Origin of the sequence: Dyadobacter frigoris (genome assembly GCF_005280585.1) — a bacterium.
In the GTDB taxonomy this organism is placed as follows: domain Bacteria; phylum Bacteroidota; class Bacteroidia; order Cytophagales; family Spirosomataceae; genus Dyadobacter; species Dyadobacter frigoris.
The window spans coordinates 391,780-414,387 of the sequence record NZ_SZVO01000005.1; the positions used below are offsets into that span (position 1 = coordinate 391,780).

Annotated in this window: 23 protein-coding genes; 10 read left to right on the forward strand and 13 right to left on the reverse strand. The window is 39.4% G+C overall.

Annotated elements, in window-relative coordinates:
* The first annotated feature begins 688 nt into the window (after nt 1–688).
* Together can and FDK13_RS13090 are read left to right on the forward strand one after the other, a co-directional pair.
* The gene (gene can / locus FDK13_RS13085) at nt 689–1,342 is read left to right on the forward strand and encodes a carbonate dehydratase (protein WP_137340434.1); all 654 of its coding nucleotides are present in this window, start codon (nt 689–691) and stop codon (nt 1,340–1,342) included.
* 37 nt (nt 1,343–1,379) lie between these two features.
* The gene (locus FDK13_RS13090; RefSeq protein ID WP_137340435.1) at nt 1,380–2,957 is read left to right on the forward strand and encodes a SulP family inorganic anion transporter; all 1,578 of its coding nucleotides are present in this window, start codon (nt 1,380–1,382) and stop codon (nt 2,955–2,957) included.
* Nucleotides 2,958–3,037: 80 nt separating this feature from the next.
* Here FDK13_RS13090 and FDK13_RS13095 read toward each other — a convergent pair whose 3' ends face one another.
* The 11 genes from FDK13_RS13095 to FDK13_RS13145 form a co-directional block, all read right to left on the reverse strand.
* Nucleotides 3,038–3,514 carry a hypothetical protein gene (locus FDK13_RS13095; RefSeq protein WP_229216030.1) on the reverse strand — a complete coding sequence of 159 codons (477 nt, stop codon included), beginning with the start codon at nt 3,512–3,514 and terminating at the stop codon, nt 3,038–3,040.
* Nucleotides 3,515–3,533: 19 nt separating this feature from the next.
* Entirely contained in the window at nt 3,534–3,974 is a 441-nt protein-coding gene (locus tag FDK13_RS13100; protein ID WP_137340436.1) for a hypothetical protein, read from the reverse strand.
* Nucleotides 3,975–4,029: 55 nt separating this feature from the next.
* Nucleotides 4,030–4,572 carry an RNA polymerase sigma factor gene (locus FDK13_RS13105; RefSeq protein ID WP_137340437.1) on the reverse strand — a complete coding sequence of 181 codons (543 nt, stop codon included), beginning with the start codon at nt 4,570–4,572 and terminating at the stop codon, nt 4,030–4,032.
* A 239-nt stretch (nt 4,573–4,811) separates the two neighbouring features.
* Complete coding sequence (locus tag FDK13_RS13110; protein ID WP_137340438.1) at nt 4,812–5,768, reverse strand: transketolase family protein; 957 nt, start codon at nt 5,766–5,768, stop codon at nt 4,812–4,814.
* A gap of 26 nt (nt 5,769–5,794) precedes the next feature.
* A complete protein-coding gene (locus FDK13_RS13115; RefSeq protein ID WP_137340439.1) occupies nt 5,795–6,349 on the reverse strand; it encodes a hypothetical protein in 555 nt (184 codons plus the stop codon).
* Complete coding sequence (locus FDK13_RS13120) at nt 6,343–7,431, reverse strand: AAA family ATPase (RefSeq protein WP_229216031.1); 1,089 nt, start codon at nt 7,429–7,431, stop codon at nt 6,343–6,345. Before FDK13_RS13120 ends, FDK13_RS13115 begins: the two co-directional genes overlap by 7 nt.
* Nucleotides 7,424–8,011, reverse strand: a complete 588-nt coding sequence (locus FDK13_RS13125; protein WP_137340440.1) for a Uma2 family endonuclease — start codon at nt 8,009–8,011, stop codon at nt 7,424–7,426. Before FDK13_RS13125 ends, FDK13_RS13120 begins: the two co-directional genes overlap by 8 nt.
* Before the next feature lie 16 nt (nt 8,012–8,027).
* Nucleotides 8,028–8,885 (reverse strand): transketolase, encoded by an 858-nt coding sequence (locus tag FDK13_RS13130; RefSeq protein ID WP_137340441.1) that lies wholly within the window; start codon nt 8,883–8,885, stop codon nt 8,028–8,030.
* A gap of 120 nt (nt 8,886–9,005) precedes the next feature.
* Nucleotides 9,006–9,464: a thioredoxin-dependent thiol peroxidase gene (bcp, locus tag FDK13_RS13135; protein WP_137340442.1), complete on the reverse strand. Its 459-nt coding sequence runs from the start codon at nt 9,462–9,464 to the stop codon at nt 9,006–9,008.
* 3 nt (nt 9,465–9,467) lie between these two features.
* A complete protein-coding gene (locus FDK13_RS13140; RefSeq protein WP_137340443.1) occupies nt 9,468–11,420 on the reverse strand; it encodes a M23 family metallopeptidase in 1,953 nt (650 codons plus the stop codon).
* 31 nt (nt 11,421–11,451) lie between these two features.
* A complete protein-coding gene (locus FDK13_RS13145; RefSeq protein ID WP_137340444.1) occupies nt 11,452–12,063 on the reverse strand; it encodes a fumarylacetoacetate hydrolase family protein in 612 nt (203 codons plus the stop codon).
* A 261-nt stretch (nt 12,064–12,324) separates the two neighbouring features.
* Between FDK13_RS13145 and FDK13_RS13150 the strand changes: the two genes are divergently transcribed.
* From FDK13_RS13150 to FDK13_RS13160, 3 genes are all read left to right on the forward strand, one after another.
* Nucleotides 12,325–12,963 (forward strand): C40 family peptidase, encoded by a 639-nt coding sequence (locus FDK13_RS13150; RefSeq protein ID WP_137340445.1) that lies wholly within the window; start codon nt 12,325–12,327, stop codon nt 12,961–12,963.
* A gap of 128 nt (nt 12,964–13,091) precedes the next feature.
* Nucleotides 13,092–14,312, forward strand: a complete 1,221-nt coding sequence (locus FDK13_RS13155; RefSeq protein WP_137340446.1) for a hypothetical protein — start codon at nt 13,092–13,094, stop codon at nt 14,310–14,312.
* On the forward strand, nt 14,309–15,970 hold the full coding sequence (locus FDK13_RS13160; protein WP_137340447.1) for a DUF8832 domain-containing protein: 1,662 nt from the start codon (nt 14,309–14,311) through the stop codon (nt 15,968–15,970). Before FDK13_RS13155 ends, FDK13_RS13160 begins: the two co-directional genes overlap by 4 nt.
* A 170-nt stretch (nt 15,971–16,140) precedes the next feature.
* Here the strand turns inward: FDK13_RS13160 and FDK13_RS13165 are convergent, their stop codons facing one another.
* Nucleotides 16,141–16,800 (reverse strand): HAD family hydrolase, encoded by a 660-nt coding sequence (locus FDK13_RS13165; protein WP_137340448.1) that lies wholly within the window; start codon nt 16,798–16,800, stop codon nt 16,141–16,143.
* A gap of 349 nt (nt 16,801–17,149) precedes the next feature.
* Here FDK13_RS13165 and FDK13_RS13170 point away from each other — a divergent pair, with 349 nt between their 5' ends.
* From FDK13_RS13170 to FDK13_RS13185, 4 genes are all read left to right on the forward strand, one after another.
* Nucleotides 17,150–17,605: a hypothetical protein gene (locus FDK13_RS13170; RefSeq protein WP_137340449.1), complete on the forward strand. Its 456-nt coding sequence runs from the start codon at nt 17,150–17,152 to the stop codon at nt 17,603–17,605.
* A gap of 12 nt (nt 17,606–17,617) precedes the next feature.
* Nucleotides 17,618–18,097 (forward strand): hypothetical protein, encoded by a 480-nt coding sequence (locus FDK13_RS13175; protein ID WP_137340450.1) that lies wholly within the window; start codon nt 17,618–17,620, stop codon nt 18,095–18,097.
* Nucleotides 18,098–18,298: 201 nt separating this feature from the next.
* Nucleotides 18,299–18,787, forward strand: coding sequence for a 2-C-methyl-D-erythritol 2,4-cyclodiphosphate synthase (gene ispF / locus FDK13_RS13180; protein WP_137340451.1), 489 nt, complete (start codon nt 18,299–18,301; stop codon nt 18,785–18,787).
* A gap of 37 nt (nt 18,788–18,824) precedes the next feature.
* Nucleotides 18,825–19,967 carry an amidohydrolase family protein gene (locus tag FDK13_RS13185; RefSeq protein WP_137340452.1) on the forward strand — a complete coding sequence of 381 codons (1,143 nt, stop codon included), beginning with the start codon at nt 18,825–18,827 and terminating at the stop codon, nt 19,965–19,967.
* Between the two features lie 62 nt (nt 19,968–20,029).
* Here the strand turns inward: FDK13_RS13185 and FDK13_RS13190 are convergent, their stop codons facing one another.
* Nucleotides 20,030–21,148: a tetratricopeptide repeat protein gene (locus tag FDK13_RS13190; protein WP_137340453.1), complete on the reverse strand. Its 1,119-nt coding sequence runs from the start codon at nt 21,146–21,148 to the stop codon at nt 20,030–20,032.
* Nucleotides 21,149–21,295: 147 nt separating this feature from the next.
* Here FDK13_RS13190 and FDK13_RS13195 point away from each other — a divergent pair, with 147 nt between their 5' ends.
* Entirely contained in the window at nt 21,296–22,540 is a 1,245-nt protein-coding gene (locus FDK13_RS13195; RefSeq protein ID WP_137340454.1) for a M16 family metallopeptidase, read from the forward strand.
* Nucleotides 22,541–22,608: the final 68 nt, after the last annotated feature.

Genomic DNA, 22,608 nt, shown 5'->3' on the forward strand with positions numbered 1-22,608 from the left:
ATTATGTTCATGACGATTGTAATGATAACTTTCTATGTGCTTCTTTTGGGTTCAGCTTTTTTAGTTGGGCGCTGGTTAGAAAACCACGAGAAAAGTTACAAGTCTTAATATAAAAGGGATGTTTGAAACATCCCTTTTTTTATACCTTTTAAAATACCGCTCATACAAAAAATAAGATTTTATAAAATAAAAGAAACCAATTTTAGTTTTCTTTACGTTATACAAACTACAACCTGGTATTAAATCATCAAATTACTTTGTTCCAAAAACTTTGCCTTATACTGCTAACGATCTTCCTAATCTGTAAAGCTACAGATGTTGCAAGTATTCTGTTGGCTAAGGAAAAAGCAAAAGTAGTTTGCAATGATGGTACTTGCGATAATGAAAACAAAGAAGTTGAAAAGATAATGGACGACGATCAGTTCTTGATTTCCGATCCTGTTTCTTTCAGCAAAATTACGGTTTCAGTTCTTCTCAAAACCGTATTCTCTTACACCATTGCCTGTGAAAACGAGATTTATAGAAATCTCTTCTCACCCCCACCCGAATTATCCTAATTTATTTCATCGGTATTACTGAATGACATTTGGTTGTCAGGCATCCTCATTTCAATATTTGAATTGATCTGATTACTAGTCTGTTATGCTGTCATTTATTACATTTTATTCAACGATAAATAATTAGAATAATGATTAAGTCATATAAAAAGCTTTTCACAAACAATCAAAAGTGGGTAGAAGAAAGAACAAAAGAAAACCCGGATTTCTTTAATGATCTGGCAGAAAGACAATCTCCCCAGTTTCTATGGATTGGCTGCTCAGACAGCCGTGTGCCGGCAAATGAGATAACCGGAACAATGCCGGGTGATATTTTCGTACACAGAAATATCGCCAATATGGTCATTCATACAGACATCAGCATGTTGAGCGTACTGGATTATGCAGTTAATGTGCTGGAAGTTAAGCATATTATTGTGTGCGGACATTATGGATGTGGTGGCGTAAACACGGCGATGGGCAACAAACAGGTTGGCCTAATTGACAACTGGCTTCGTCATATCAAAGACGTTTATCGTTTGCATAAAGATGAGTTAAATGCAATTGAAGATATGGCAAAAAGAAGCGACCGGCTAGTCGAGCTGAATGTGCAAGAGCAGGTTCATGATCTTACCAAAACGTCGATCGTGCAAAATGCCTGGGCAAATGGGAAAGCTCTTCAGGTTCATGGTTTGGTTTATGACATTAAAAATGGCTATCTGCAAGATCTGAATATCACGGCTGACAACACAGGAGAAATCGAGCATTTCTACAAACTGGATTTAGCCGAGCACGTAATCAGCTAATCATTCGCAACCGTCATTTCCCCTCTTGAATCATCCTATGTCAACGAATAAAAATAATCTGTTTTCAAACCTCAAATTCGATTTCCCGGCGGGACTAGTCGTGTATCTTGTTGCCCTGCCATTGTGCCTTGGTGTTGCCTTAGCCTCCACGGGCCGACCTGATCTTTTGTTTTCAGGAATTATCTCCGGTGTGGTGGGAGGAATCGTAGTGGGTTTTTTGAGTGGTTCTGCTCTCGGTGTTTCCGGCCCGGCTGCCGGATTGGTTGTGATCGTATTAACGGCCATTGAAACTTTGGGAAGTTTCGAAGCATTCTTGCTCGCCGTTGTGATTGCCGGAGCGATCCAACTCCTTGCTGGATTTATGAATGCCGGAATTATCGGCTATTACTTTCCTTCTTCGGTTATCAAGGGAATGCTTGCGGCTATTGGTATCACGCTAATTTTAAAGGAAATACCACATGCCTTTGGCTATGATGCCGATTTCATGGGCGACGAAGCATTCAGTCAGAAAGACGGGCAGAATACTTTAACAGAAGTGTACAATTCGATACGATACAGTAGCGCGGGCGCGATAATTATTTCAATTGTTTCATTGGGCTTGTTACTTCTTTTTGACAAACCGTTTATGAAGAGAATTGAGCTTTTCAAATTCCTTCCGGGTGCGTTGTTTGTTGTATTGACGGGCATACTTCTAAACACTTTGTTTTCAAATTTCTATCCGGAAATTGCGATGGGCGGCGAACATCTCGTACAATTACCAGTGGCATCCAGTGCATCTGAATTTTTCAGCTTTTTCAAAACGCCCGATTTCAGTGCTTTCAACAGGGTTGAAATTTATACAGTTGCAGTTACATTAGCCATTGTCGCCAGCCTGGAATCACTGTTATCAGTTGAAGCGACAGATAAACTCGATCCTTACAAAAGGAACACACCGGCAAACCGCGAATTGAAAGCACAGGGAATTGGAAATATGATCTCGGGATTAATTGGCGGATTACCGATTACACAGGTTATCGTAAGAAGTTCTGCCAATATTGAATCAGGAGGAAGGACAAAAATGGGTACCGTTATTCATGGTTCCATTTTGTTACTGTCGGCGATATTCATTCCTAAATATTTGAATTATATCCCTTTGGCGTCGTTGGCCGCTATTTTGCTTTTAGTGGGCTACAAACTTTCAAAGTTTTCGCTTTACAAGGGAATGTACAAATTGGGAAAAGAGCAGTTTTTCCCGTTTATAGTAACGGTAATCGCCATTTTGAGCACAGATTTATTGAAGGGGATTGCCATAGGAATGCTCGTTGCTATTTACTTTATTTTAAGAAAAAATTACAAACACTCTTATCATTACAAAAAAGAAGAGTATAAAGACGGAGACGTGATAACCATTGTCTTGTCCGAAGAGGTAACTTTTTTAAATAAGGGAAGCATTGGTCTTACATTAGATCATCTGCCAGAAAACTCAAAAGTTATCATCGATGGTACAAAATCGCTGAATATCGACTACGACGTACTGGAAATTATCCAGGAGTTTAAAGAACATTCCGCGCCGATGAAAAATATCAGCGTAGAGACCATTGGAATAGATAGCGTTGCTGCCGTTGGCGGACATTAAGATTGTGACTCGCTGACAAATAAAAATCCCCATAACACGCTTTATCCGTTATGGGGATTTTTGTTAGAGAGCTATTAAACTTATTCGTTTGGCTTTCCCTGCCTTTGTTTCAGTCGCTGAATCAACATATCGTTGAATGTTCGTTCTGCTTTATATAGTTCAATAATCTGGCTTGCCGAAATCACTTTCAAAAACCGGGTTTGATATTCCTTTTCAAGATCAAGATCTTTTTGTTTAAGATCCTGCACTTCTTTCAAATTATTCAAAACTTGTTCATCTGTTTTTCCTTCTGCCTTTTTATCATTTATAATTTTTCGTTGCGCACGATGAATTTCTCTTCTCTTTTGAGAATACTCATTGTAAACCGGCCAGAAACCGGTTGATTGCTCTGGTGTTAAATTAAGACGATTTGTAATAATTGCAATTTTTGCATCCTGAATACGCTGCATTTCTTCTCCGGAAGGACGTTGAGCCCAAGCCATCGCGGTAGACAGAAAAGTAAAAAGCAATATTAGACTTATTCCCTTAACGTTGTTTAAATTTTTTGGTGAGTTCATTTTGTTAGTTCAATAAATGTCAAATTTTCTCCGAACCGGAACCAGTTTCAAGGATTTGCTGACGAAGAAATTCCTCGTCCATACCATCCAGATAGTTCAAAACAGTTGAGTCCGTATCAAAAGCCTTTTGAACAACCTGATGTTCACTAAGATCATAATAACTGATATTCTGATCTTCCAGATAACTTACTATCGAGGCATCGCTGATCTTACTAAGCGGCTCCTGCCCCAGCGAACCCTGGCGTTCCGGAAAAGTAACCCAAACCATAACCAGTAAAAAACTCATTGCTGCAACCAAACCTGCAGACCTTTGCCAGGTCCATCGGATTAACGGCTTGCGAACAACTTCATTTGAAATCCTTGATTGAATGAGTTGGGGTAAATTTTCAAAATAGCCATCAGGTACCGAAAAAGGCGTTTCCTTTTTCAGATCGTCTAACCGTATGTGCTTTTTGTCCATGACTATACGTGTTTCTTTTTCTTACTGATCTTTGACTTAATCGATTACAAATGGTTTAATCTGTTTCGTTTAAAAAGTCTTCTATTTTTTTTACGGCCCAATGATAGGATGCTTTTAAAGCACCAACCGATGTCCCTGTTATCTCTGAAATCTCGTCATAGGGCAACTCTTCAAAGTATTTAAGGTTAAATACCAGTCGCTGCTTTTCAGGTAATTTTAATAAAGCTTTTTGTAATTTTAATTGAATTGCATCTCCGCTTACCAAAGGATCTGCTTCAAGTTTTTCACTCAATTCACTTTCAACATCATAAATTGAAACAAAAAACCGCTTGCGTTTTTTGTTCAAAAAGTTAATGGCTTCATTACTTGCGATGCGGTATAACCAGGTATAAAGTTTGGAATCTCCTCTGAAATTTTCCAGCGCCGTCCATGCCTTTATAAAAACATCCTGAGTGATATCATTCGAATCGTCGTGATCCACTACCATTTTACGCACCAGCCAATACACCTTTTGCTGATACTTTCGCACCAGTTGATTGAACGCGTTTCTCCGCGTTTCGGGATTCTGAAATAATGCTAATAATTCTTCGTCAGACATTTAATACTCAGTCCTAGTCTGATTGTTTGATAAAAGGGCTAAATCTTAAACGATTTTTACCTTTTCAAAATACAATGGTGGTTATTGAATCTTCACTAAGAATCAATAATAGTTTATTTTTTGGTTCAGGGCAAATAAAATTCGAGTCTTGTACATAAGAAGAAAGTTATCTTACTTATATACAAGACTCAAAGGCACTCCAGTTCCAATGGTTACTTTAATTTACCAACGACAACTTATTATTTTTTCTTAGCGATGGCACGTTTTGCAGCAGCAACGATGTCAGCAGCGGTCAAACCGTATTTTTCCATCAATTGAGCAGGTGTTCCACTTTCTCCGAAACTGTCATCAACAGCAACATATTCCTGAGGAACAAGATCGTTTTTGACAATAACCTGCGCAACACTATCACCCAATCCACCGATTCGGTTATGCTCTTCGGCAGTAACGGCACAACGGGTTTTTGCAATTGATTTCAGAATTGCTTCTTCATCAAGTGGTTTGATTGTATGGATATTGATAATTTCAGCACTGATACCTTCTGCTTCCAGTTGTTCACCAGCCTGGATCGCTTCCCAAACCATATGGCCTGTTGCGAAGATACTTACATCCGTTCCTTCGCTAACCATCCATGCTTTTCCGATTTCAAAAACCTGGTCAGCAGGTGTGAAAATTGGAATAACCGGACGACCGAAACGAAGATAAACCGGTCCGTCGTAATCAGCAATGGCGATCGTAGCCGCTTTTGTCTGGTTGTAATCGCAAGGATTGATTACGGTCATACCCGGAAGCATTTTCATCATCCCGATATCTTCAAGGATCTGGTGTGTTGCACCATCTTCTCCCAAAGTAAGACCAGCGTGAGAAGCACATATTTTTACGTTTTTGCCAGAATAAGCAACGCTTTGACGGATCTGGTCATAAACACGACCTGTAGCGAAGTTGGCAAAAGTAGTTGCAAAAGGAATTTTACCACCGATGGTCAAACCAGCTGAAACGCTGATCATGTTGGCCTCAGAGATACCACACTGAACAAATCTTTCAGGATTTTCTTTGATGAAAGCTTCCAGTTTCAAAGAACCAACAAGGTCAGCACAAAGTGCGACTACGTTAGGATTCTTCTGACCAAGTTCATGCATCCCGGCGCCAAAGCCCGAACGGGTATCTTTTTTTTCGGTGAAGGTGTATTTTTTCATTATTTGTATCGATGTAATGTCTAAAATTATTTTTTTGCTATTTGTTCTAATTTACTCAGGAAATAAGTGGCACTTGGACAGTTTGGATGGTTGGCTGCGTTTTGGATAGAGAAACCATTATTTCTCATTTTCATAGCTAGCCGTGGTTTACTACCACCGAAACCTCTACCATTATTTAGTTGTATGATTGTACCTACTGCATCATCATTTTCAGGATAATCAATGTTAACATTTCTCCCTATTAGCTTACTCACTGCAACATTATCAGCAAGATACCAATTTTCAAATTCTTTAACAGAAACTACAATATGCTGATTTCCTCCGACTACTATTTTATTCTTAGTTTCGGTAATACAAGCATCCTCATCCAAATCGACCATAATCAAGATTTGTTCAACATTCAGATCTTGAAGAATCAAAATATGAGATTCAAGTCTATCTTCCCAATATTGATTTTTGCTCTTAACAATTCTAATCTCAACTAAATCAATATTATTTTCATATAACCAGTTTTGGAACAAATCAGACTTTAAAATATAAGTCTCACTTTCTCCTTCACACAAAATTCCTAGTCTTACCATGGAACTCCTCCTCCAAGAGCACCAGATATCCAAGCTTCGTCCATTGGCAAACCATGAAGGTTCATTTTTTGAATCTGTGTAATTTCCGTATTCCCATTTTTTTTATCTACTAAAACAATTTCATCAGGTGTCAACATTTCAACAAGAGATTGAGAATGTGTATTGACCCAAATATAATGTTTCTTTTCCAAGCATGCTGTTCTAAAAAGGTTTACAAGTTCCTTTATAACAAAGGGATTTAATCCATTTTCAGGCTCATCAATGCATAAGAATTGAGGTTCATCTGACTGAAAAACTGCTGTTAGAAGACAAAGTATATTATATGTACCATCTGAAATTAGTTTTTTATGAAAAGGCTTGTTTGAACCCTTTTCATAAATACGAAGTTCGTCCGTTCCCTTTACGTCATCTGAACGCACTTCAATATTTACAAACTCTGGAACGAATAATTTTAACCAATCTAAAATTTCCTCTTTTTTAATATCATCTAATAAAAGTCTACCCAAAACTCTTTCAAGATTTCTACAGCTTGTGATTAGAGCTTTGGAGCTATCAGCTAATTTTAGCGCTTCCAGTTTATTTAACTCGTCTCTGCCTATAAAAAGTCGGGAAAAATTGTTGTAGAACTTTTGATAAATTGAAACATCCCAATTATTGGGATGAATCGGTAAATTGACAAAGTAATCAGTCGGCACTTTGGTGTAATCTAAGTTTAGCGAAGAGCCAACTGAATCATAATTGCACTCATATACAAACTCTTTTTCTATTGAAGAAAAATTCAAAAAACTGTCTCGACCACCAAATTGTCTTTCAATAATACCAATCAGATCCGTTGGAATATTTATAGACACTGGGTTATTCAATCTGGAAGGGTCAATTTTTGTAGATAAATCTGTATATGAAATATTTGCTTTCGCAAACTCCAAAGCCTCAAAAATATTCGACTTCCCAACTCCATTCGCGCCGACAAAAACCGTAAACGGATTTGGCTCGACGATTTCGAGATCGACCAGGGATTTGAAATTCTTGATATGGAGCTTCTTTATTTTCACTTTATCGTGATAACTTTTATTTTCAATCAACAAAAACACTAGTAAGATCCACTACTAATTCTGGAAACACAAAAGAAGTCATCTTTTCTCCTTCTGTAAAAGGCCGCTTGCCGATATATTTTCCCTGCTCATTCAATGTGTAAACTAACACAATTTTATCAGCGGGTTCAACTAGCCAGTACTCTCTTACACCTGCTTCTTCGTACACCTGAAACTTGTCAAACATTTCCTTTTTCGTATTTCCCGGAGACAATATCTCAATAATAACATCCGGTGCTCCGATACAGCCGCGATCATCCAGTTTTAAGGGATCACAAACAATACAAATATCGGGTTGCACCACAGTCATTATTTCATCATCTCCGTTTTTGTTACGACGAGGTAAACGTACGTCAAACGGTGCGGTATACCACTGGCAGGGAAGATCAAGCAGGTATTTATCTATTTGTCTCCCAAGATTTCGTGAAATATCCTGATGACGACGAGCAGGAGCGGGCGACATTTTGTAAATGTACCCTCTGATCAGTTCCAGACGCTCCTGGAATTTCCATTGCAGATAGTCTGCATAGGTATATTGCCGCGAAAAGTCTAGTTGATCTATGCTTGTCATCTTTCAGAATCTGATCTTAATAATCCCCCATCGACTCTTCCAACTGCGCCAATGCTGCCGCCAATTGTTCGTCGTTTGGTGCAACACCGTGCCATTTGTGGCTTCCCATCATGAAATCAACACCATAACCCATTCCGGTATGAAGAATGATCATAATTGGTTTTGCATGTCCGGCTTTGCTTTTTGCTTCGTAAAGTGCTTTTACAACAGAAGCCATATCGTTTCCTTCTTCCACTTCCATTACCTCCCAACCGAATGCTGCGTATTTAGCACCAAGATCGCGGTTGTCCATAACTTTCGCAGTTGGACCGTCAATTTGCTGACCGTTTAAATCGATAACAGCAATCAGGTTATCCACTTTGTGGTGAGGAGCAAAAGTTGCTGCTTCCCAAACTTGTCCTTCCTGCTGCTCGCCATCGCCCATCAGGACGTATACAAGGCTTGTATCATTATTCAGTTTCTTAGCCAAAGCGGCACCAATTGCCACAGACATTCCTTGTCCTAATGAACCTGAAGCAATGCGGATTCCTTCCAAATGTTCGTGTGGAGTCGGGTGGCCTTGAAGTCTTGAATTTAGTTTACGGAATGTAGCCAATTCAGAAACAGGGAAATAACCTTTACGGGCTAAGACGCTGTATAACAGAGGAGAAATATGACCATTGGAAAGGAAGAAAAGATCTTCTCCTGCGCCATCCATGTCAAAAACGACTTTGCCGTCTTTCTCATTCAATTTCATGCGTTCAAAATACAACGCAACTAATAAATCAGTACAGCCAAGTGATCCTCCAGGGTGTCCCGACTGGCAACCATGCACCATGCGAACGATATCCCTGCGAACTTGGGCTGCTACTTTTTCTAATTGTTCAATTTCCATTTCTCGATTTTATTATTTTATTGGAGCGTAAAACAGCTGAATTAAACTTTCGCCTCATTTATTATAAATATAAATGAACTGCGAATTTCGGATTTATATAGATCAGTAATTGACTTTTAATTACTCAGTTTTACTCAAAATTTGATCAGTATGGTTTTTGGTATCCACTTTCTGGATTATTTCGGAAACAATACCATTTTCATCAATGACGAAAGTTGTACGCGCTGTCCCCATATAAGTTTTGCCATACATGCTTTTTTCTACCCAAACACCATAAGCTTCAACTATCGCATGATCTGTATCGGCTAGTAACGGGAAAGGAAGATCGTATTTTTTGATAAATTTTTGATGCGATTTTTCGTTATCGACGCTCACTCCTAAAACTACAAATCCTTTTATCAAAAGAGATTCATAATTGTCCCGCAAATTACAAGCCTGAGCGGTACATCCTGGCGTATCATCTTTTGGGTAAAAATAAAGTATTACTTTTTTGCCTTTGAAATCGGAAAGTTTTACATCATTTCCGTTCTGGTCTTTTGCTGAAATTTCCGGTGCTGCCTCACCAATCTGAAGTCCCATAATCTATTTTCGTTTTCGTTTTTTGGGTGTGGTAACAGGTTCAACTAAATCAGTTTGCAAGATAGTACTATTTCCGGCCCCATCTTTAACTTCTAACATCAGATCGCCTTCAAAAAGTTGGCTTTCATCGATTTTTTCCGACCATATATACCCTGTTTTGGCATCATAGTTCATTAAAACCCATTCTCCACTGACGTAAGCTTTAAAAGTGTCAATCCCGGAAATCCCGTCACTGATGTAGGCGCGAATCCGTTTTTTGCTATGCTCAACCAGCCTGACTCTCGGCGGAATCGTATCTTTTTGAATAACAAAAGTGCCCAGTTCTCTGGTCTTGAAAGTAATTTCATTATCCTTCCACGTTCCTCCTATAAAGCGATATCCATAACCCGTATACCGGTAAATGCCACTTCTTTCTTTATTAACCGGGACTTCTTCCGGTTTGAAAGAAATCGTCACATAATCACGCAGCGGAATCCCTTTATCATTAATGGTCAGTGAATTATAATTTTGCTGACCAACAACATACAAAGTGTCAAACAAAGTATTTGTATCAAATTGAAGCGACCAGCGGTCTGCCTGATAAGTTGTTAATTTACCGGGACTGATCTTCGATCTCAAATAAGTACGTGCAATCGTATTGCCAATTTTAACCGAATCTGGAATATATCCCTTTAAATCAGTAAGGAAAACTGCTGTTTCATTTTCGTATAAATCAGGAGCCTTTTTCACCTCTTTTCCATAGACATAAAAAGTTGCCAGAGGCATCGAGCTACGATAATATTTCGCTCTTACTTTTAAAGTATTATCAGAAATTTCACATTGAATCCATTCCGGTTTCACTTCCATATCATAAACCGGAAGCGGCGGATTTGGCGTTTCTCCTTTTATTGAAAAAGTCAGAACCGATGAATTTTCGTAAGAATCAAAAATTTTGATTTTGACCTGATGTGTCAGCGTATCATTTATAAATAGCTTTCCGCGGTAAGCTCCGGTTTTATATAAGTCAAACTTATTACCGTCCGGCACGTAACATTTCAAAAAACGCTGCCCCGTTTCCTGTTCCGTTTCGTAATCAATCAGATTGTTATAATCCCGCGTTGCGGCGTTCGGGAAAATTTCCATGTTATAGGCGAAAACTTCCTGATCGTCCATTTTTATTTCAATACACTGCAAACCGTAGCGAAAACCTGTTCCCGTCATCATATCGTGAGCCAGCAATTCCAGGCCGACTGTTCCTGTTGCTGTAATCGTTGCAGGAATATTATATGTTCCATCTTTCTGGCGAACCGGCGCATAAGTCTGTCTTTCAAACTTTCCGTTTATTCGCGCATTAATATCTGTTGGACGAATAGCAACATTGACAAATTTCGGTGGCGTTACATCTTTAATTTCATTAAAACCGAAATACAAAGGATTCAAATAATTGTCCTGAGAATCCCGGATTTCAAAATGCAAATGCGGGCCAGCAGATCCTCCGGTATTACCCGAAAGTGCTATTACTTCGCCTTTTCTAAAAGCATATTTACCTGCTTCCGGAAAAAGGTCAATTTCAAAAGTCTGTTTTTTGTATTGTTCTGCACGAACATAATTGGCAAGCGAATCACTGAATTTCAGCAAATGTCCATAAACCGTCGTTTGACCGTTTGGATGGCGCAAATAAATAACATTTCCATAACCACTTCTCTGCACAGCAACTTTATAAACATATCCTTCCGCAGCTGCATGAACAGGCAAACCTACCACCTGCTGCGTGCGAATATCCAGACCGGCGTGAAAATGGTTTGACCGAAGATCACCTAATCCGCCAGCCAAAGAATTAGCCAGTCCTGGCCTGATCGGAAACTGATAATAACCTTGCGGATACGACTGTTTCTGAGCAAAACCGGAGAGAGCAGAAAACAAAAAAAGAAAAAAAATGAAAATCGTACGTCTGATAGCCAATGGATTATAAAACATGAATTGAAACTGATAAATACACTTCTCCCCTCTACCTCACCGACAATTCTAAAAGTTTTTTACCTTCAATTGAACACGTCAACTTATCCCCGATTTGTACAGATGAAACGCCTTTTGGCGTTCCGGTAAATATCAAATCACCTTTTTTCAACATAAAATATTTTGAAACAAAAGAAATCAGGTAGTTAATGCGGAATAACATCATCGACGAATTACCAGACTGACGGGTTTCTCCGTTTACATCCAGACTAAAATTGATGTTCTGAATATCTTCAAAATCAGAGACCGGCAAGAATTCCGAAACCGGTGCGGATCCGTTAAATGCCTTCGCCAACTCCCATGGCAGACCTTTGCTTTTCAATTCAGATTGCAGATCGCGTGCTGTAAAATCAATTCCTATACCGATTTCATCATAATATTTATGCGCAAATCGTTCTTCTATATTTTTGCCAACACGATTTATTTTGATAACCAGTTCAACTTCGTGATGAATATCTTTTGAAAAATCCGGGTAGAAAAATGGTTCTCCGGCACGGATCTGGGCAGTTTCAGGTTTAAGGAAAATAACAGGCGCATCCGGGCGTTCATTTTTCAATTCTTCGATATGTTCCGTATAATTACGGCCTACACAAATAATTTTCATTAAAAAAGATTTGAGATTTAAAGGATAGTAAGATCAGAAAATCGATTCTGATTAAGACAAAACTACTGACAAAGCAGGCTCCCACATAATATTTCCTTCATTTTTTCAATCTGAAAAATATGTTTGAAATTTGAAGTTCAATGTATTAACGAATCCTTTCCTTCTTTTTTCAAATTTTGATTCAACAATTTTTAGCAGAAGTATCGTTATTTGTAGGTGTTATGGTAAGATTGAAATGAAATTAATCAACAAAAATTAGATATGAAGAAGCAGATTTCCTTTTCTTTATTCACTACGATTTGCCTTTTCGTTTTTACCATTATACTATCTTCATGCGACACGCTTCGCAAAAATCCGGCCCCGGTAGCGCAGCCCCGCAGGACGAATACAACAGCTAATAGCCGAAGACCGGCCAGCGCTCCTGCAAGAAAACCTGTCAATAGCCGCCCAACTGCACCAAAAGAAAAACCAGCTTATTCAAGTACCAGTCCATCAGGAAATTACAACCGTGAAATCCCACAAGTGGTAGAAGTTGCCAGAACGTATTCCGGAACTCCTTATCGTTCAGGTGGTAACGATAAAAATGGCATTGATTGTTCAGGATTAATATGTTCCGTTTATTCCGAAGTTGGTATCAAAGTACCCAGAATTTCCTGGCAGCAATCAGAATTTGGAACCGAAGTAGCAAGTATTCAGGAAATCCGTCCGGGTGACTGGGTATTTTTTGTGCCGGAAGCCGGCAAAGAAGGTTATGTCTCTCATGCAGGCATTGTAACGGATGTGCGCAACCAGCAGGAAATTTTCTTTATTCATGCTTCCACTTCGCGAGGTGTTCGTGAGGATAATCTTTTTTCGACTTACTTCAAAGGCAGGTTTGTAAAAGCCATGCGCCCATTTTAAACTAGCCTGACTTATCTTCTTTTGAGTAACAATATTTATTCTGTATCTTTTTATTCCCAAAAGGAATGGATAAGGAATTTTGTATCAATGGCTTATTAATAAATTACCCCCAATCATTTAAATAGAAAATGGAAAACACATTAAGTCCACCGCCCACTCCGCCCAGGCGAATCATAGCACTTCATGGCAATCAGGGAATTCCATTTTACATCTTTGCAACTGTATTTTCTTCCTTTTGTGTCATCACCGGATTAATCTGGGATATCTGCTGGCACATGAGTATCGGGCGCGACGGACTTTTTTCTCCACCGCATTTGATTATTTATCTTGGTGCAGTCGTTTCGGGAATATTTTCAGGTTATGAAATATTGAGAATTACATTCTGGGGAAACCCACTCGAAAAAAGTAAAAGCGTAAAAGTCTGGGGCTTTTTTTACAGCTCCCTTGGTGAACTGTTTTGTGTTTGGGGCGCATTGGCTATGCTTACTTCCGCTCCTTTTGACGACTGGTGGCATAATACTTACGGACTTGATATTACCATTCTTTCTCCACCGCATACGATTTTAGCCTTGGGAATTATTAGTGTGCAGTTTGGGGCAATGATCAGCGTTATTTCGTTAAAAAACCATAATAAGCTTTTCTCAAATGACAATCCTGAGAAGAAGAAAACCAGAAACAGGATTTTATTCTGGCTCTTTTCTCTTTCTGCCGGATTTCTGTTGACGATGTGGTATACCTTACTTTCCGAGGAAATGGGAATCAGGAATACGCACAAATCAGATTTCTACGTCGTTGCCTGTATCGTATTTCCATTTTTCCTGATGGCTTTGGGAAAGGCAGTTAAAAATAAATGGACAATCACGGCTGTTACGGTAATTTACAGTTTACTGATGTTGCTAACACTTTGGATCATCCCTCTTTTTCCGGCAGAACCAAAACTTGGCCCGATCGTTAACCACATTGACCATTATCAGGGATTTAAGTTTCCGTTGTTATTAATTGTCCCGGCATTTTTCGCTGATATTTTAAGAAATAAATTTGCGTACCTGAACGACTGGATTTTGACGTTGATTCTGGGAACCGCTTTTCTCCTTACATTTTTTGCAGCCCAATGGTATGCCGGAACGTTTCTGGTCGAATCTCCATATGCAAGAAACTGGTTTTTCGGAAGTCATTACTGGTATTTTGGCAGCAATCCGAATTGGGAATTTCGATATAAATTTCCAACATGGGCGCTGGATACCACGCCTGAATTAATTAAAGGATTAGGAATAGCCTGGGTCAGTTGCCTGATCTCTACCCGCATAGGTTTGAAATGGGGAAACTGGATGAATAAAATTCAACGATGAAAAAACTACTTTACTTAATAATTCTGCTCCTGATTTCCGTTCAGATTTCTTGGGCGCACATTGGAAGCTCAGGCGTACTTCTGCAAGGGCAAGCCGGTCCATACAAAGTTTTAATTGATATAACACCTCCGGAAGTCATTCCCGGAACGGCCAGAATAACTGTTTTTATTGAAAACGGAGATCCTCAGAAAGTTCTCGCCCGACCCATTACCTACCGTTTTGGAAGTCAGGGAGCTCCGTCTGCTGACGAAATTCATTCCGTTCCGGGCCAACCCGGGCAATTCCAGGGGGATGTGTGGCTTATGCAAAGCGGATCGTCCAGTGTCCAGATTGAAATATCAGGCAAAGATGGAAAAGGAGAATTTATTGTTCCTATTGCTGCCGTTTCTACTGCGCAGGGAGAAATGCCGAAAGGACTGGGATTTGGTCTTTCGTTGCTTGGAATTCTTCTCTTTTTATTAATGATAACTGCCATCGGTGCAAGTGTGAGTGATGGATTGCTACGTCCGGGTGAAGTGTTATCATCCAAACAAAAAAGAAAAAGATGGATGAACATGGGCATTGCAACCGTTGTCTGTGCGTTGATTTTGTATGGCGGAAGCAGCTGGTGGAATAGCTGGGCAGCACATTATAACAAAAATATTTATAAAGCATTAAAAGGAAATTCGTCGGTTAGCAGTGAAGATGGACAACGTATTTTTCAACTAAAAATCGATACGACCGGCTGGGAAGAAAAGAAACGCGGTACTATGTTAAGTACATTAATTCCGGATCATGGAAAACTCATGCACGTTTTTCTTGTACGAACTCCCGGTTTGGATGCTTTTGCTCATATTCACCCCGAACGAAAAGACAGCGTAACATTTCAGGCCTATTTGCCAAATTTGCCAGCCGGAAAATATCTTATGTATGCGGACGTTGTTCAATATTCAGGTTTTGCTGAAACCATTGTGGATACTTTGGAAATTCCGGAACACCTTGCAAAAGGAGCTGAAATTAAGAAAACAGCCGAAGAAGATACTTATGTGGTAACGGATGCAATTAATTCGCCAGGGAAAATCCCACTGGATGAAAATGTGGTAATTTGTGGAAAGCCGGGAACCAAGACGGTATTCAAAGATAATTCTTATGCCATTTGGGAAGGAAAACCGGATAAGCCTTTGGAAGCCGGAAAACCTTATTTATTAAATTTTGAAATATTTAATCCTGACGGAACACCAACTTTTCCGGAACCTTATCTGGGTATGATGGGACACGTGGCTGTACTTCGTTCTGATGGTTCAGTTTATATTCATTTGCATCCTTCGGGTACTTTTGCAATGGCTGCGGAACAAACTTTAAAAAACCGTCTGACCGATACAACAAAAATCATGCAAAGGCCCTCGCCGGCAATTTTCCGTGACAGCATTGACCGTTATCTGGCAAAACTTAAAGCGATGCCAACCATTGAAAGGGAAGAATTATTGATGACTGAAATGGGTATGTATAAGCAAAATGAAACAGGAGCGATGAATACTATGGATCACAGCAACCGGATTTCCTTTCCGTATTCATTTCCCAAAAGCGGACGTTACAGAATATTTCTCCAGGTAAAAAGAAACGGCCAGGTATTAACGGGTGCGTTTGACGTGCGGGTCGCGGAATCGGCTCAAATATAGATTAACCGTTTCGGGCAACTGTTGGGGCAACCCTCGTGGTTGCCCGGAAATCACCTGATATTCAATCGATCCATTATCCGGAATCTTGAATTATACGTGATTCCGGATAATTCGAAATAGGGCGACCACAAGGGTCGCCCCAACCGCCGCCCGTCCGAGGCACGAACGAATTATTTAAATAACTCCGAAACCTTTTGAAACGACATTTCAGAATAATCCTTGATATAAAAATTACAAGGCGGAAGTTCTTCAATAGCATGTGAAGTAAGCACACCAACTACCTTCATACCCGCATTCAGTGCGGCAGAAACACCCGAAAATGAATCCTCAAAAACGACACAATCTTCCGGAGAAACACCTAAATTTCTAGCAGAAGTAAGATAAACTTCCGGATCCGGTTTATGTTTTTTCACATTTTCACTGGCCAGAATCGATCCCATTTTCTCCCGTAAAGGCACTTTACTAAAAACCAGATCAAGATTCGCGACAGGCGCAGAAGTAGCGACGCCCAGTTTCACTTCATTTTGATATAAGTCGTCAATAAAAGAAAGTATGCCGGAAATAGGATCTATAAATGGCTCGTAGATTTTCCGGAACAGACTTTCCTTTTCATCTTCCATCATCTTTAACTCTTCCCCCTCAATGATTCTTTCCAAAAAGTGCGTAAGAATATAACTATTGCTTTTTCCAAACATATGCTGGGCGAAATCTTCATCAGACGGGTTTAGATTCCGGCTCGAAAAAAATTCCCGGAAAGCTCGGGAATGATATGGATTAGTATGAACGATTACGCCGTCCATGTCGAAGATAACTGCATTATTTTTTCTCATCCGGCAAAGTTAATTGATAACGTCTTTTTATGCCATACCCATATTCCCCATATTGATATGTTACTGTCCGGCACTTATTTACAGAAAATAAATAGTACAGAAAAATAATAAAATCTTTATTAAATAGACAATTAAAGCACTTTATAAAACATTAGTTATAAAATGATATACATTATGATGATTTATCGATAGAACTTTTTAATTTAGCACAGATATTTTTGCAAAAAAAAACGATAATATTTCTGCAATCTAATATTTCTCACCTGGATAAGATTTTAATTTTAGTAACAATCATCTCCAAAATTTTCACCTTACCCGTAAATCTCTATCCGTTAAAAGTCAGCGTTATATGAATGAACTTGAACGTGCAAATGATAATTCTGGCAACCAGTCGGCAATCAGAACATCCAGTCCTCTGACAACACTTGAAGTCTACGATCAATACGGTGCAATGGCTTACGGGATTATTTTACAGATCATCCCTCAACCACATTTGGCACAGGAAATTCTGGTCAATGTATTTTCGTCCCCACTACTGCAATCGTGTAATAGTTATCCCTTTACTTTTGCTGTTTGTGTGATCAAACTTGCCAGAGCTAAGGCAGTAGAAGCTAAAAGACAGATGATGGCAATTGCTCCACTTAATGATAGTAATTATTCGGCCAGTGAAAGTACACCGGAATTTATATTTGATCTGGCTTTTCGTCAAGGTTTTTCGCCTGATGAAGTTGCTGAAAAATTAAAAATTTCTAAACCGGAAGTGCTTAAGGCATTTCACGAATTTTTTAAATCTCCAAATGCATAATTGTAACACACATTGAAAACTCAAGAATTTATAAAGAGCGGGATCCTGGAGTCCTATTTATTGGGAATGACTACCGAAGCGGAGGAACACCAGGTCAATCAGATGATATTAACTCATTCTGACGTTTCTGATTATATTATAAGGTTCGAAAAAAATATACAAGGTCATTTTCTTCAAAATGCGGTTCCACCTCCTGCTGAAATAAGAGATATTATCCAGTTGCGGACCAACAAAACACATATTCAGAAAAAAGGGAATAATACTTATTATGACCTGCCTAAAGACGATACCAAAAAGAAAGATGAATACCTTGACATCGAAGTTAACGATACTTATATAAAAGTCCACAAATGGTGGCGTCCGGCTTTTGTGGCTGTGTTTATTCTATCAAAAATATTCTTGATTGCAGGACTTTACTATTACTTTAAAGCCTCCAATCAGGAAGAAGAAATTCAAAAACTCAGAACTGAGATTGCTGCGCCGAGGCGCTAGTTATCAAAAATAACAGAATCTATAATCTCCGTCATCTTCAGATTTCGGGGATTTTCTTTTATCTACCCGGCAAAAGAAAATTTTCGTTAGATCATAAATTTGTTTTCTATCCGTCCTACGGTAAAAAAACCGTCGGACGGAGGTTGTCTTTAACAAATTCAATCACCAACTTGCGTCGACTATTTATTAATCAAATTTCGCATGTTTCCTTTTCGGATTGGACAAGGTTATGATGTTCATCAATTAGTTGAAGACCGCCCGTTTTGGCTTGGCGGCATTTTAATACCTCATACACACGGTGCCAAAGGACATTCTGACGCGGACGTAGTTTGTCATGTGCTTTGTGATGCACTTTTGGGCGCTGCTAATATGCGCAACATTGGCTTCCACTTTTCAGATACCGATCCTCAGTGGAAAGGCGTCGACAGCAAAGTTTTGCTATCAAAAGTAGTGGAAATGATTCGTGAAAAAGGATTTGAAGTTGGAAACGTAGATGTTACCATCGTTCTTCAAAGACCAAAATTAAATCCACATATTCCGGAAATGAAAACCTGTCTTTCCAAAGTCATGAACGTTTCGGAAGAAGATATTTCCATCAAAGCCACAACATCCGAGCATTTAGGATTTGTTGGAAGAGAAGAAGGAATTGCCGCACATTGCGTTGCCTTAATTTACAAACCTGAAAAGTGATCACTTTTCTTTTTGACTAATTTTCAAAACCATCCCTATGAAATTAATCAGACCTTTACTTTTCTCGTTATCCTTTGCTTTTACTTTTGGAGCGGTTGTAGAAAATGCAAAAGCCCAGAATGCTATCGAGCCACTTGGTTTTGAAGAATACGATCCGGTTTCAACCCTAAAAGTTGAAGAACACAAGCTCAGACGCGCGAAATTTCCATTTATCGATGTGCACAATCATCAATATCAAATGCCAACCCAGGATCTGAAATTTCTGGTTGCTCAAATGGACAGCCTGAATATGGGGATTATGGTCAATTTGAGCGGACGCGGATGGAGTGATAATTGGGATGAAGGAACAGCAACGCTAAAAGGTTCACTTGAAAATGTCGCCAAAAACGAACCGAAACGGATCGCCATTTTTACTAATCTTCAATTTAAAGGATTTGGTGATAAAGACTGGACCGAAAAGGCAGTAAAACAATTGGAAGCCGATGTTAAAATGGGCGCCAAAGGTCTGAAAATTTATAAAAGCTTAGGATTCAGCGGCATCAAAGATGATAAAGGAAACAGAGTAGCCGTAAGCGATCCGCGTCTTGATCCGGTTTGGAAAAAGTGCGGGGAATTGAAAATTCCTGTTTTAATCCATACCGCAGACGTTCCCTCATTCTGGGATCCGATGGACCGTTATAACGAACGGTGGCTGGAATTAAAAACACATCCGGGACGCCGCCGCGGACCAAATGATCCGGTACCTTTTGATTCCCTTATTGCTGAACAACACAAGATTTTCAGAGATAATCCAAAAACCACTTTCATCAACGCACATATGGGTTGGTATCCAAACAATCTTAAAAAACTGGATAGTCTGATGATTGTTTTTCCAAATATGTATGTTGAAATCGGAGCTGTCATTGCCGAACTTGGACGCCAGCCAAGAGCGGCAAAAAAATTCTTCGACAAATGGCAGGACAGAGTTTTATTCGGAAAAGACAGCTGGGTTCCATCTGAATACAGCACCTATTTCAGAGTACTGGAAACGGAAGACGAATATTTCCCCTACCATAAAAAATACCACGCTTTCTGGCGCATGTACGGCATGGGACTTTCTGATGAAGTTTTGAAAAAGCTTTATTATAAGAATGCCCTGACAATCATTCCAGGATTAGACAAATCACAATTTCCCAAATAATGAAAAAAGGGTTGCCGAAAATTCCGGCAACCCTTTTTTCATTAACAATTAACAATTAACCATTATTTAAAGGCTTTCGCCTCTTTAATGATCGATTTATATTCCGCTTTTTCCAAAGCCTTTTTATAATATTCTTTCGCTTTACCCTTGTCTCCCGCCCTGTTCGCTATACGCGCCAAACCTGCGTATGCCATAGCATAATACTCGCGGGTATACTGATCGTCATGTGGCGTACGAAGGGCTGTCAGATATGATTTTTGGGCGGCAGTATCATTTTTTGTATCTTTTTCAAAAATGATCCCCTGGAAAGTATTGTAGGCGATTGGATAAAATCCTTTGTTATTGGCTTTTAACTTTTCCATTCCCTTTCCCGCCTCGTCATAATGTCCGGTTAAAAGTAGCGTTTCTGTGTTTACCATATTGAAAATATGATTTTCAGGATACCAGCTCGCTAGTTTTTGGGTGTAAGTAAGCGCTTTGGGGAAATTGGATTCGTGTTCCAGATAAATATGGGACAGATAAAAACAAGCTTCCGCTTTGGTGATAACGCCTTGTCTGGTAGCGATATCGATTTGTTTCAAACCCAACGTTTTGTCTCCGTTTTTGAAGAAAATCATTAAAGGTTTTACAATCCCGTGATCTTCCGGGTAGTATTCAACATAATAATTGTACATCCCGGAAGTAAAGTAAAACTCAGGATTTCTTTCGGTCAGTTTTAATCCGGTAATTAAGGCATTGTAAGCTTTTTTAGCTTCGCCGGCTGCACTCATTAATTCACCATTGTAATTGTACATCATAGCGATGTAACCTCTCGCCACAATCGTATAAAAAACAGCTTCCGGATCTTTGCTGTCTTTACCATATCTTTTGGTTATCGCTTCCAGACACTGGTTTAACTTACTGATATATTCTTTCGATTTCGCTGGATTATCTTTAATAGGAAGATACTTCCAATACATCACAAAGGAATCCAGAATGTATGAAACAGGATGATTCGGATATTTCTTTTCGACTTGATTTAATATGGCATCTGCTTCGGCATATTCATAATTATAAATGTGATCCAGGCCCTTTTGAACAAGTTTCAGAGTGACAGGATCATTGAGCAATTGTGCCTTGGTTTGCTTTGGAGCTATAAGAAATAAGATACACAAAAAACAAAACTGCAAAGTAAATTTCATGACTATCAGGTATATCGGTATAAATGGTTTGGTGGAATCCCACCTGAGCATTAGCTTTGTTCATAACCACAAAACCTGCGTACGGGTTTCTCCATATTTTTTTATTTTGGAAAGAACCGTGCCGTTACTACTAATTGACCTGATTTTATGATTCGATACGAGCACTTTACGCTGGACAATGGTCTGAAAATATATGTTCACGAGGACTTTTCGACCCCTATGGCAGCGGTCAATATTTTATACAATGTAGGCTCGCGGGATGAGGATGAAGAGCGCACAGGATTTGCGCATCTTTTTGAGCATCTGATGTTTGGAGGTTCAAAAAACATTCCAAATTACGATATTCCGGTACAAACGGTTGGCGGTGAAAACAACGCATTTACCTCTCCGGACATTACCAATTATTATATTACCCTGCCAGCCGACAATGTTGAAACTGCTTTCTGGCTGGAATCGGACCGGATGATGAGTTTGTCTTTTGATCCTAATGTGCTGGAAGTGCAGCGCAAAGTGGTGATTGAGGAATTTAAGCAGCGTTATCTGAATCAGCCTTACGGTGACATGTGGTTAAAATTAAGACCACTCGCCTACCAGAAACATCCGTATCGCTGGGCAACGATCGGAAAAGATATCGACCACATTGAACGTGCTACGATGGAAGATGTTCAGGCATTTTTCTGGCGTTTTTATCGTCCGAATAATGCGGTGATGGTTGTAGCCGGAGCTGTAAAATTGGAGCAGATTAAACAACTTTCTAAAAAATGGTTTGAAGGAATTCCGGCCGGCGCTCCATATGTAAGAAATCTGGAAAAGGAACCGAAACAGAATGAAGCACGTCACATGGAAACTTCGGCGGCTGTTCCACTGAATTCTTTAATCAAAGTTTTCCATATGCCGGGACGGTATGAGGACAATTTTTATGCTTCGGATTTATTGAGCGATATTTTAGGAAGAGGAAAATCTTCGCGTTTGTACAGTGCGCTATTGAAAGACAAAAATCTTTTCAACAGTATCAGCGCAAGTACGACATCCTCTCTTGATCCGGGATTACTTTTGATCAAAGGAAACCTGAATCCGGGCGTGACTTTGGAAGAAGCAGATGAAGCGGTGAAAGAATTGCTAAAAGAAATGGTGACTTCCGGAGCAACAGACGAAGAAGTAACAAAAGTTAAAAATCAGACCGAAGCAACCTTGGCATTTTCAGAAGTAGAGCTTTTGAACCGCGCCATGAACCTTGCTTTTGCTGCAAATGCCGGCAATGTGGATTGGGCAAATGAAGATGCCGAGATTATCAGAAATATGAAATCGGAAGATCTGCATGATGCTGCCAAGAATATTTTGAGACCGGAAAACGGATCGACGCTTTACTATCGGGCAGAAGAAAACGCTTAGTTTATAATATATTTTACAACAAAAGAGATTGGGAAAGACGAATATCTTAACCCAATCTCTTTTCATTT

Excerpts from the sequence above, each read along its gene's own strand:
- FDK13_RS13155 (WP_137340446.1), top strand. The coding sequence starts at position 13,092 with ATGGAAAACACATTAAGTCCACCGCCCACTCCGCCCAGGCGAATCATA.
- FDK13_RS13115 (WP_137340439.1), bottom strand. The coding sequence starts at position 6,349 with ATGGTAAGACTAGGAATTTTGTGTGAAGGAGAAAGTGAGACTTATATT.
- FDK13_RS13095 (WP_229216030.1), bottom strand. The coding sequence starts at position 3,514 with ATGAACTCACCAAAAAATTTAAACAACGTTAAGGGAATAAGTCTAATA.
- bcp (WP_137340442.1), bottom strand. The coding sequence starts at position 9,464 with ATGGGACTTCAGATTGGTGAGGCAGCACCGGAAATTTCAGCAAAAGAC.
- FDK13_RS13090 (WP_137340435.1), top strand. The coding sequence starts at position 1,380 with ATGTCAACGAATAAAAATAATCTGTTTTCAAACCTCAAATTCGATTTC.
- FDK13_RS13190 (WP_137340453.1), bottom strand. The coding sequence starts at position 21,148 with ATGAAATTTACTTTGCAGTTTTGTTTTTTGTGTATCTTATTTCTTATA.
- ispF (WP_137340451.1), top strand. The coding sequence starts at position 18,299 with ATGTTTCCTTTTCGGATTGGACAAGGTTATGATGTTCATCAATTAGTT.
- FDK13_RS13160 (WP_137340447.1), top strand. The coding sequence starts at position 14,309 with ATGAAAAAACTACTTTACTTAATAATTCTGCTCCTGATTTCCGTTCAG.
- FDK13_RS13105 (WP_137340437.1), bottom strand. The coding sequence starts at position 4,572 with ATGTCTGACGAAGAATTATTAGCATTATTTCAGAATCCCGAAACGCGG.
- can (WP_137340434.1), top strand. The coding sequence starts at position 689 with ATGATTAAGTCATATAAAAAGCTTTTCACAAACAATCAAAAGTGGGTA.
- FDK13_RS13140 (WP_137340443.1), bottom strand. The coding sequence starts at position 11,420 with ATGTTTTATAATCCATTGGCTATCAGACGTACGATTTTCATTTTTTTT.
- FDK13_RS13110 (WP_137340438.1), bottom strand. The coding sequence starts at position 5,768 with ATGAAAAAATACACCTTCACCGAAAAAAAAGATACCCGTTCGGGCTTT.
- FDK13_RS13100 (WP_137340436.1), bottom strand. The coding sequence starts at position 3,974 with ATGGACAAAAAGCACATACGGTTAGACGATCTGAAAAAGGAAACGCCT.
- FDK13_RS13125 (WP_137340440.1), bottom strand. The coding sequence starts at position 8,011 with ATGACAAGCATAGATCAACTAGACTTTTCGCGGCAATATACCTATGCA.
- FDK13_RS13185 (WP_137340452.1), top strand. The coding sequence starts at position 18,825 with ATGAAATTAATCAGACCTTTACTTTTCTCGTTATCCTTTGCTTTTACT.
- FDK13_RS13195 (WP_137340454.1), top strand. The coding sequence starts at position 21,296 with ATGATTCGATACGAGCACTTTACGCTGGACAATGGTCTGAAAATATAT.
- FDK13_RS13145 (WP_137340444.1), bottom strand. The coding sequence starts at position 12,063 with ATGAAAATTATTTGTGTAGGCCGTAATTATACGGAACATATCGAAGAA.
- FDK13_RS13130 (WP_137340441.1), bottom strand. The coding sequence starts at position 8,885 with ATGGAAATTGAACAATTAGAAAAAGTAGCAGCCCAAGTTCGCAGGGAT.
- FDK13_RS13170 (WP_137340449.1), top strand. The coding sequence starts at position 17,150 with ATGAATGAACTTGAACGTGCAAATGATAATTCTGGCAACCAGTCGGCA.
- FDK13_RS13150 (WP_137340445.1), top strand. The coding sequence starts at position 12,325 with ATGAAGAAGCAGATTTCCTTTTCTTTATTCACTACGATTTGCCTTTTC.
- FDK13_RS13165 (WP_137340448.1), bottom strand. The coding sequence starts at position 16,800 with ATGAGAAAAAATAATGCAGTTATCTTCGACATGGACGGCGTAATCGTT.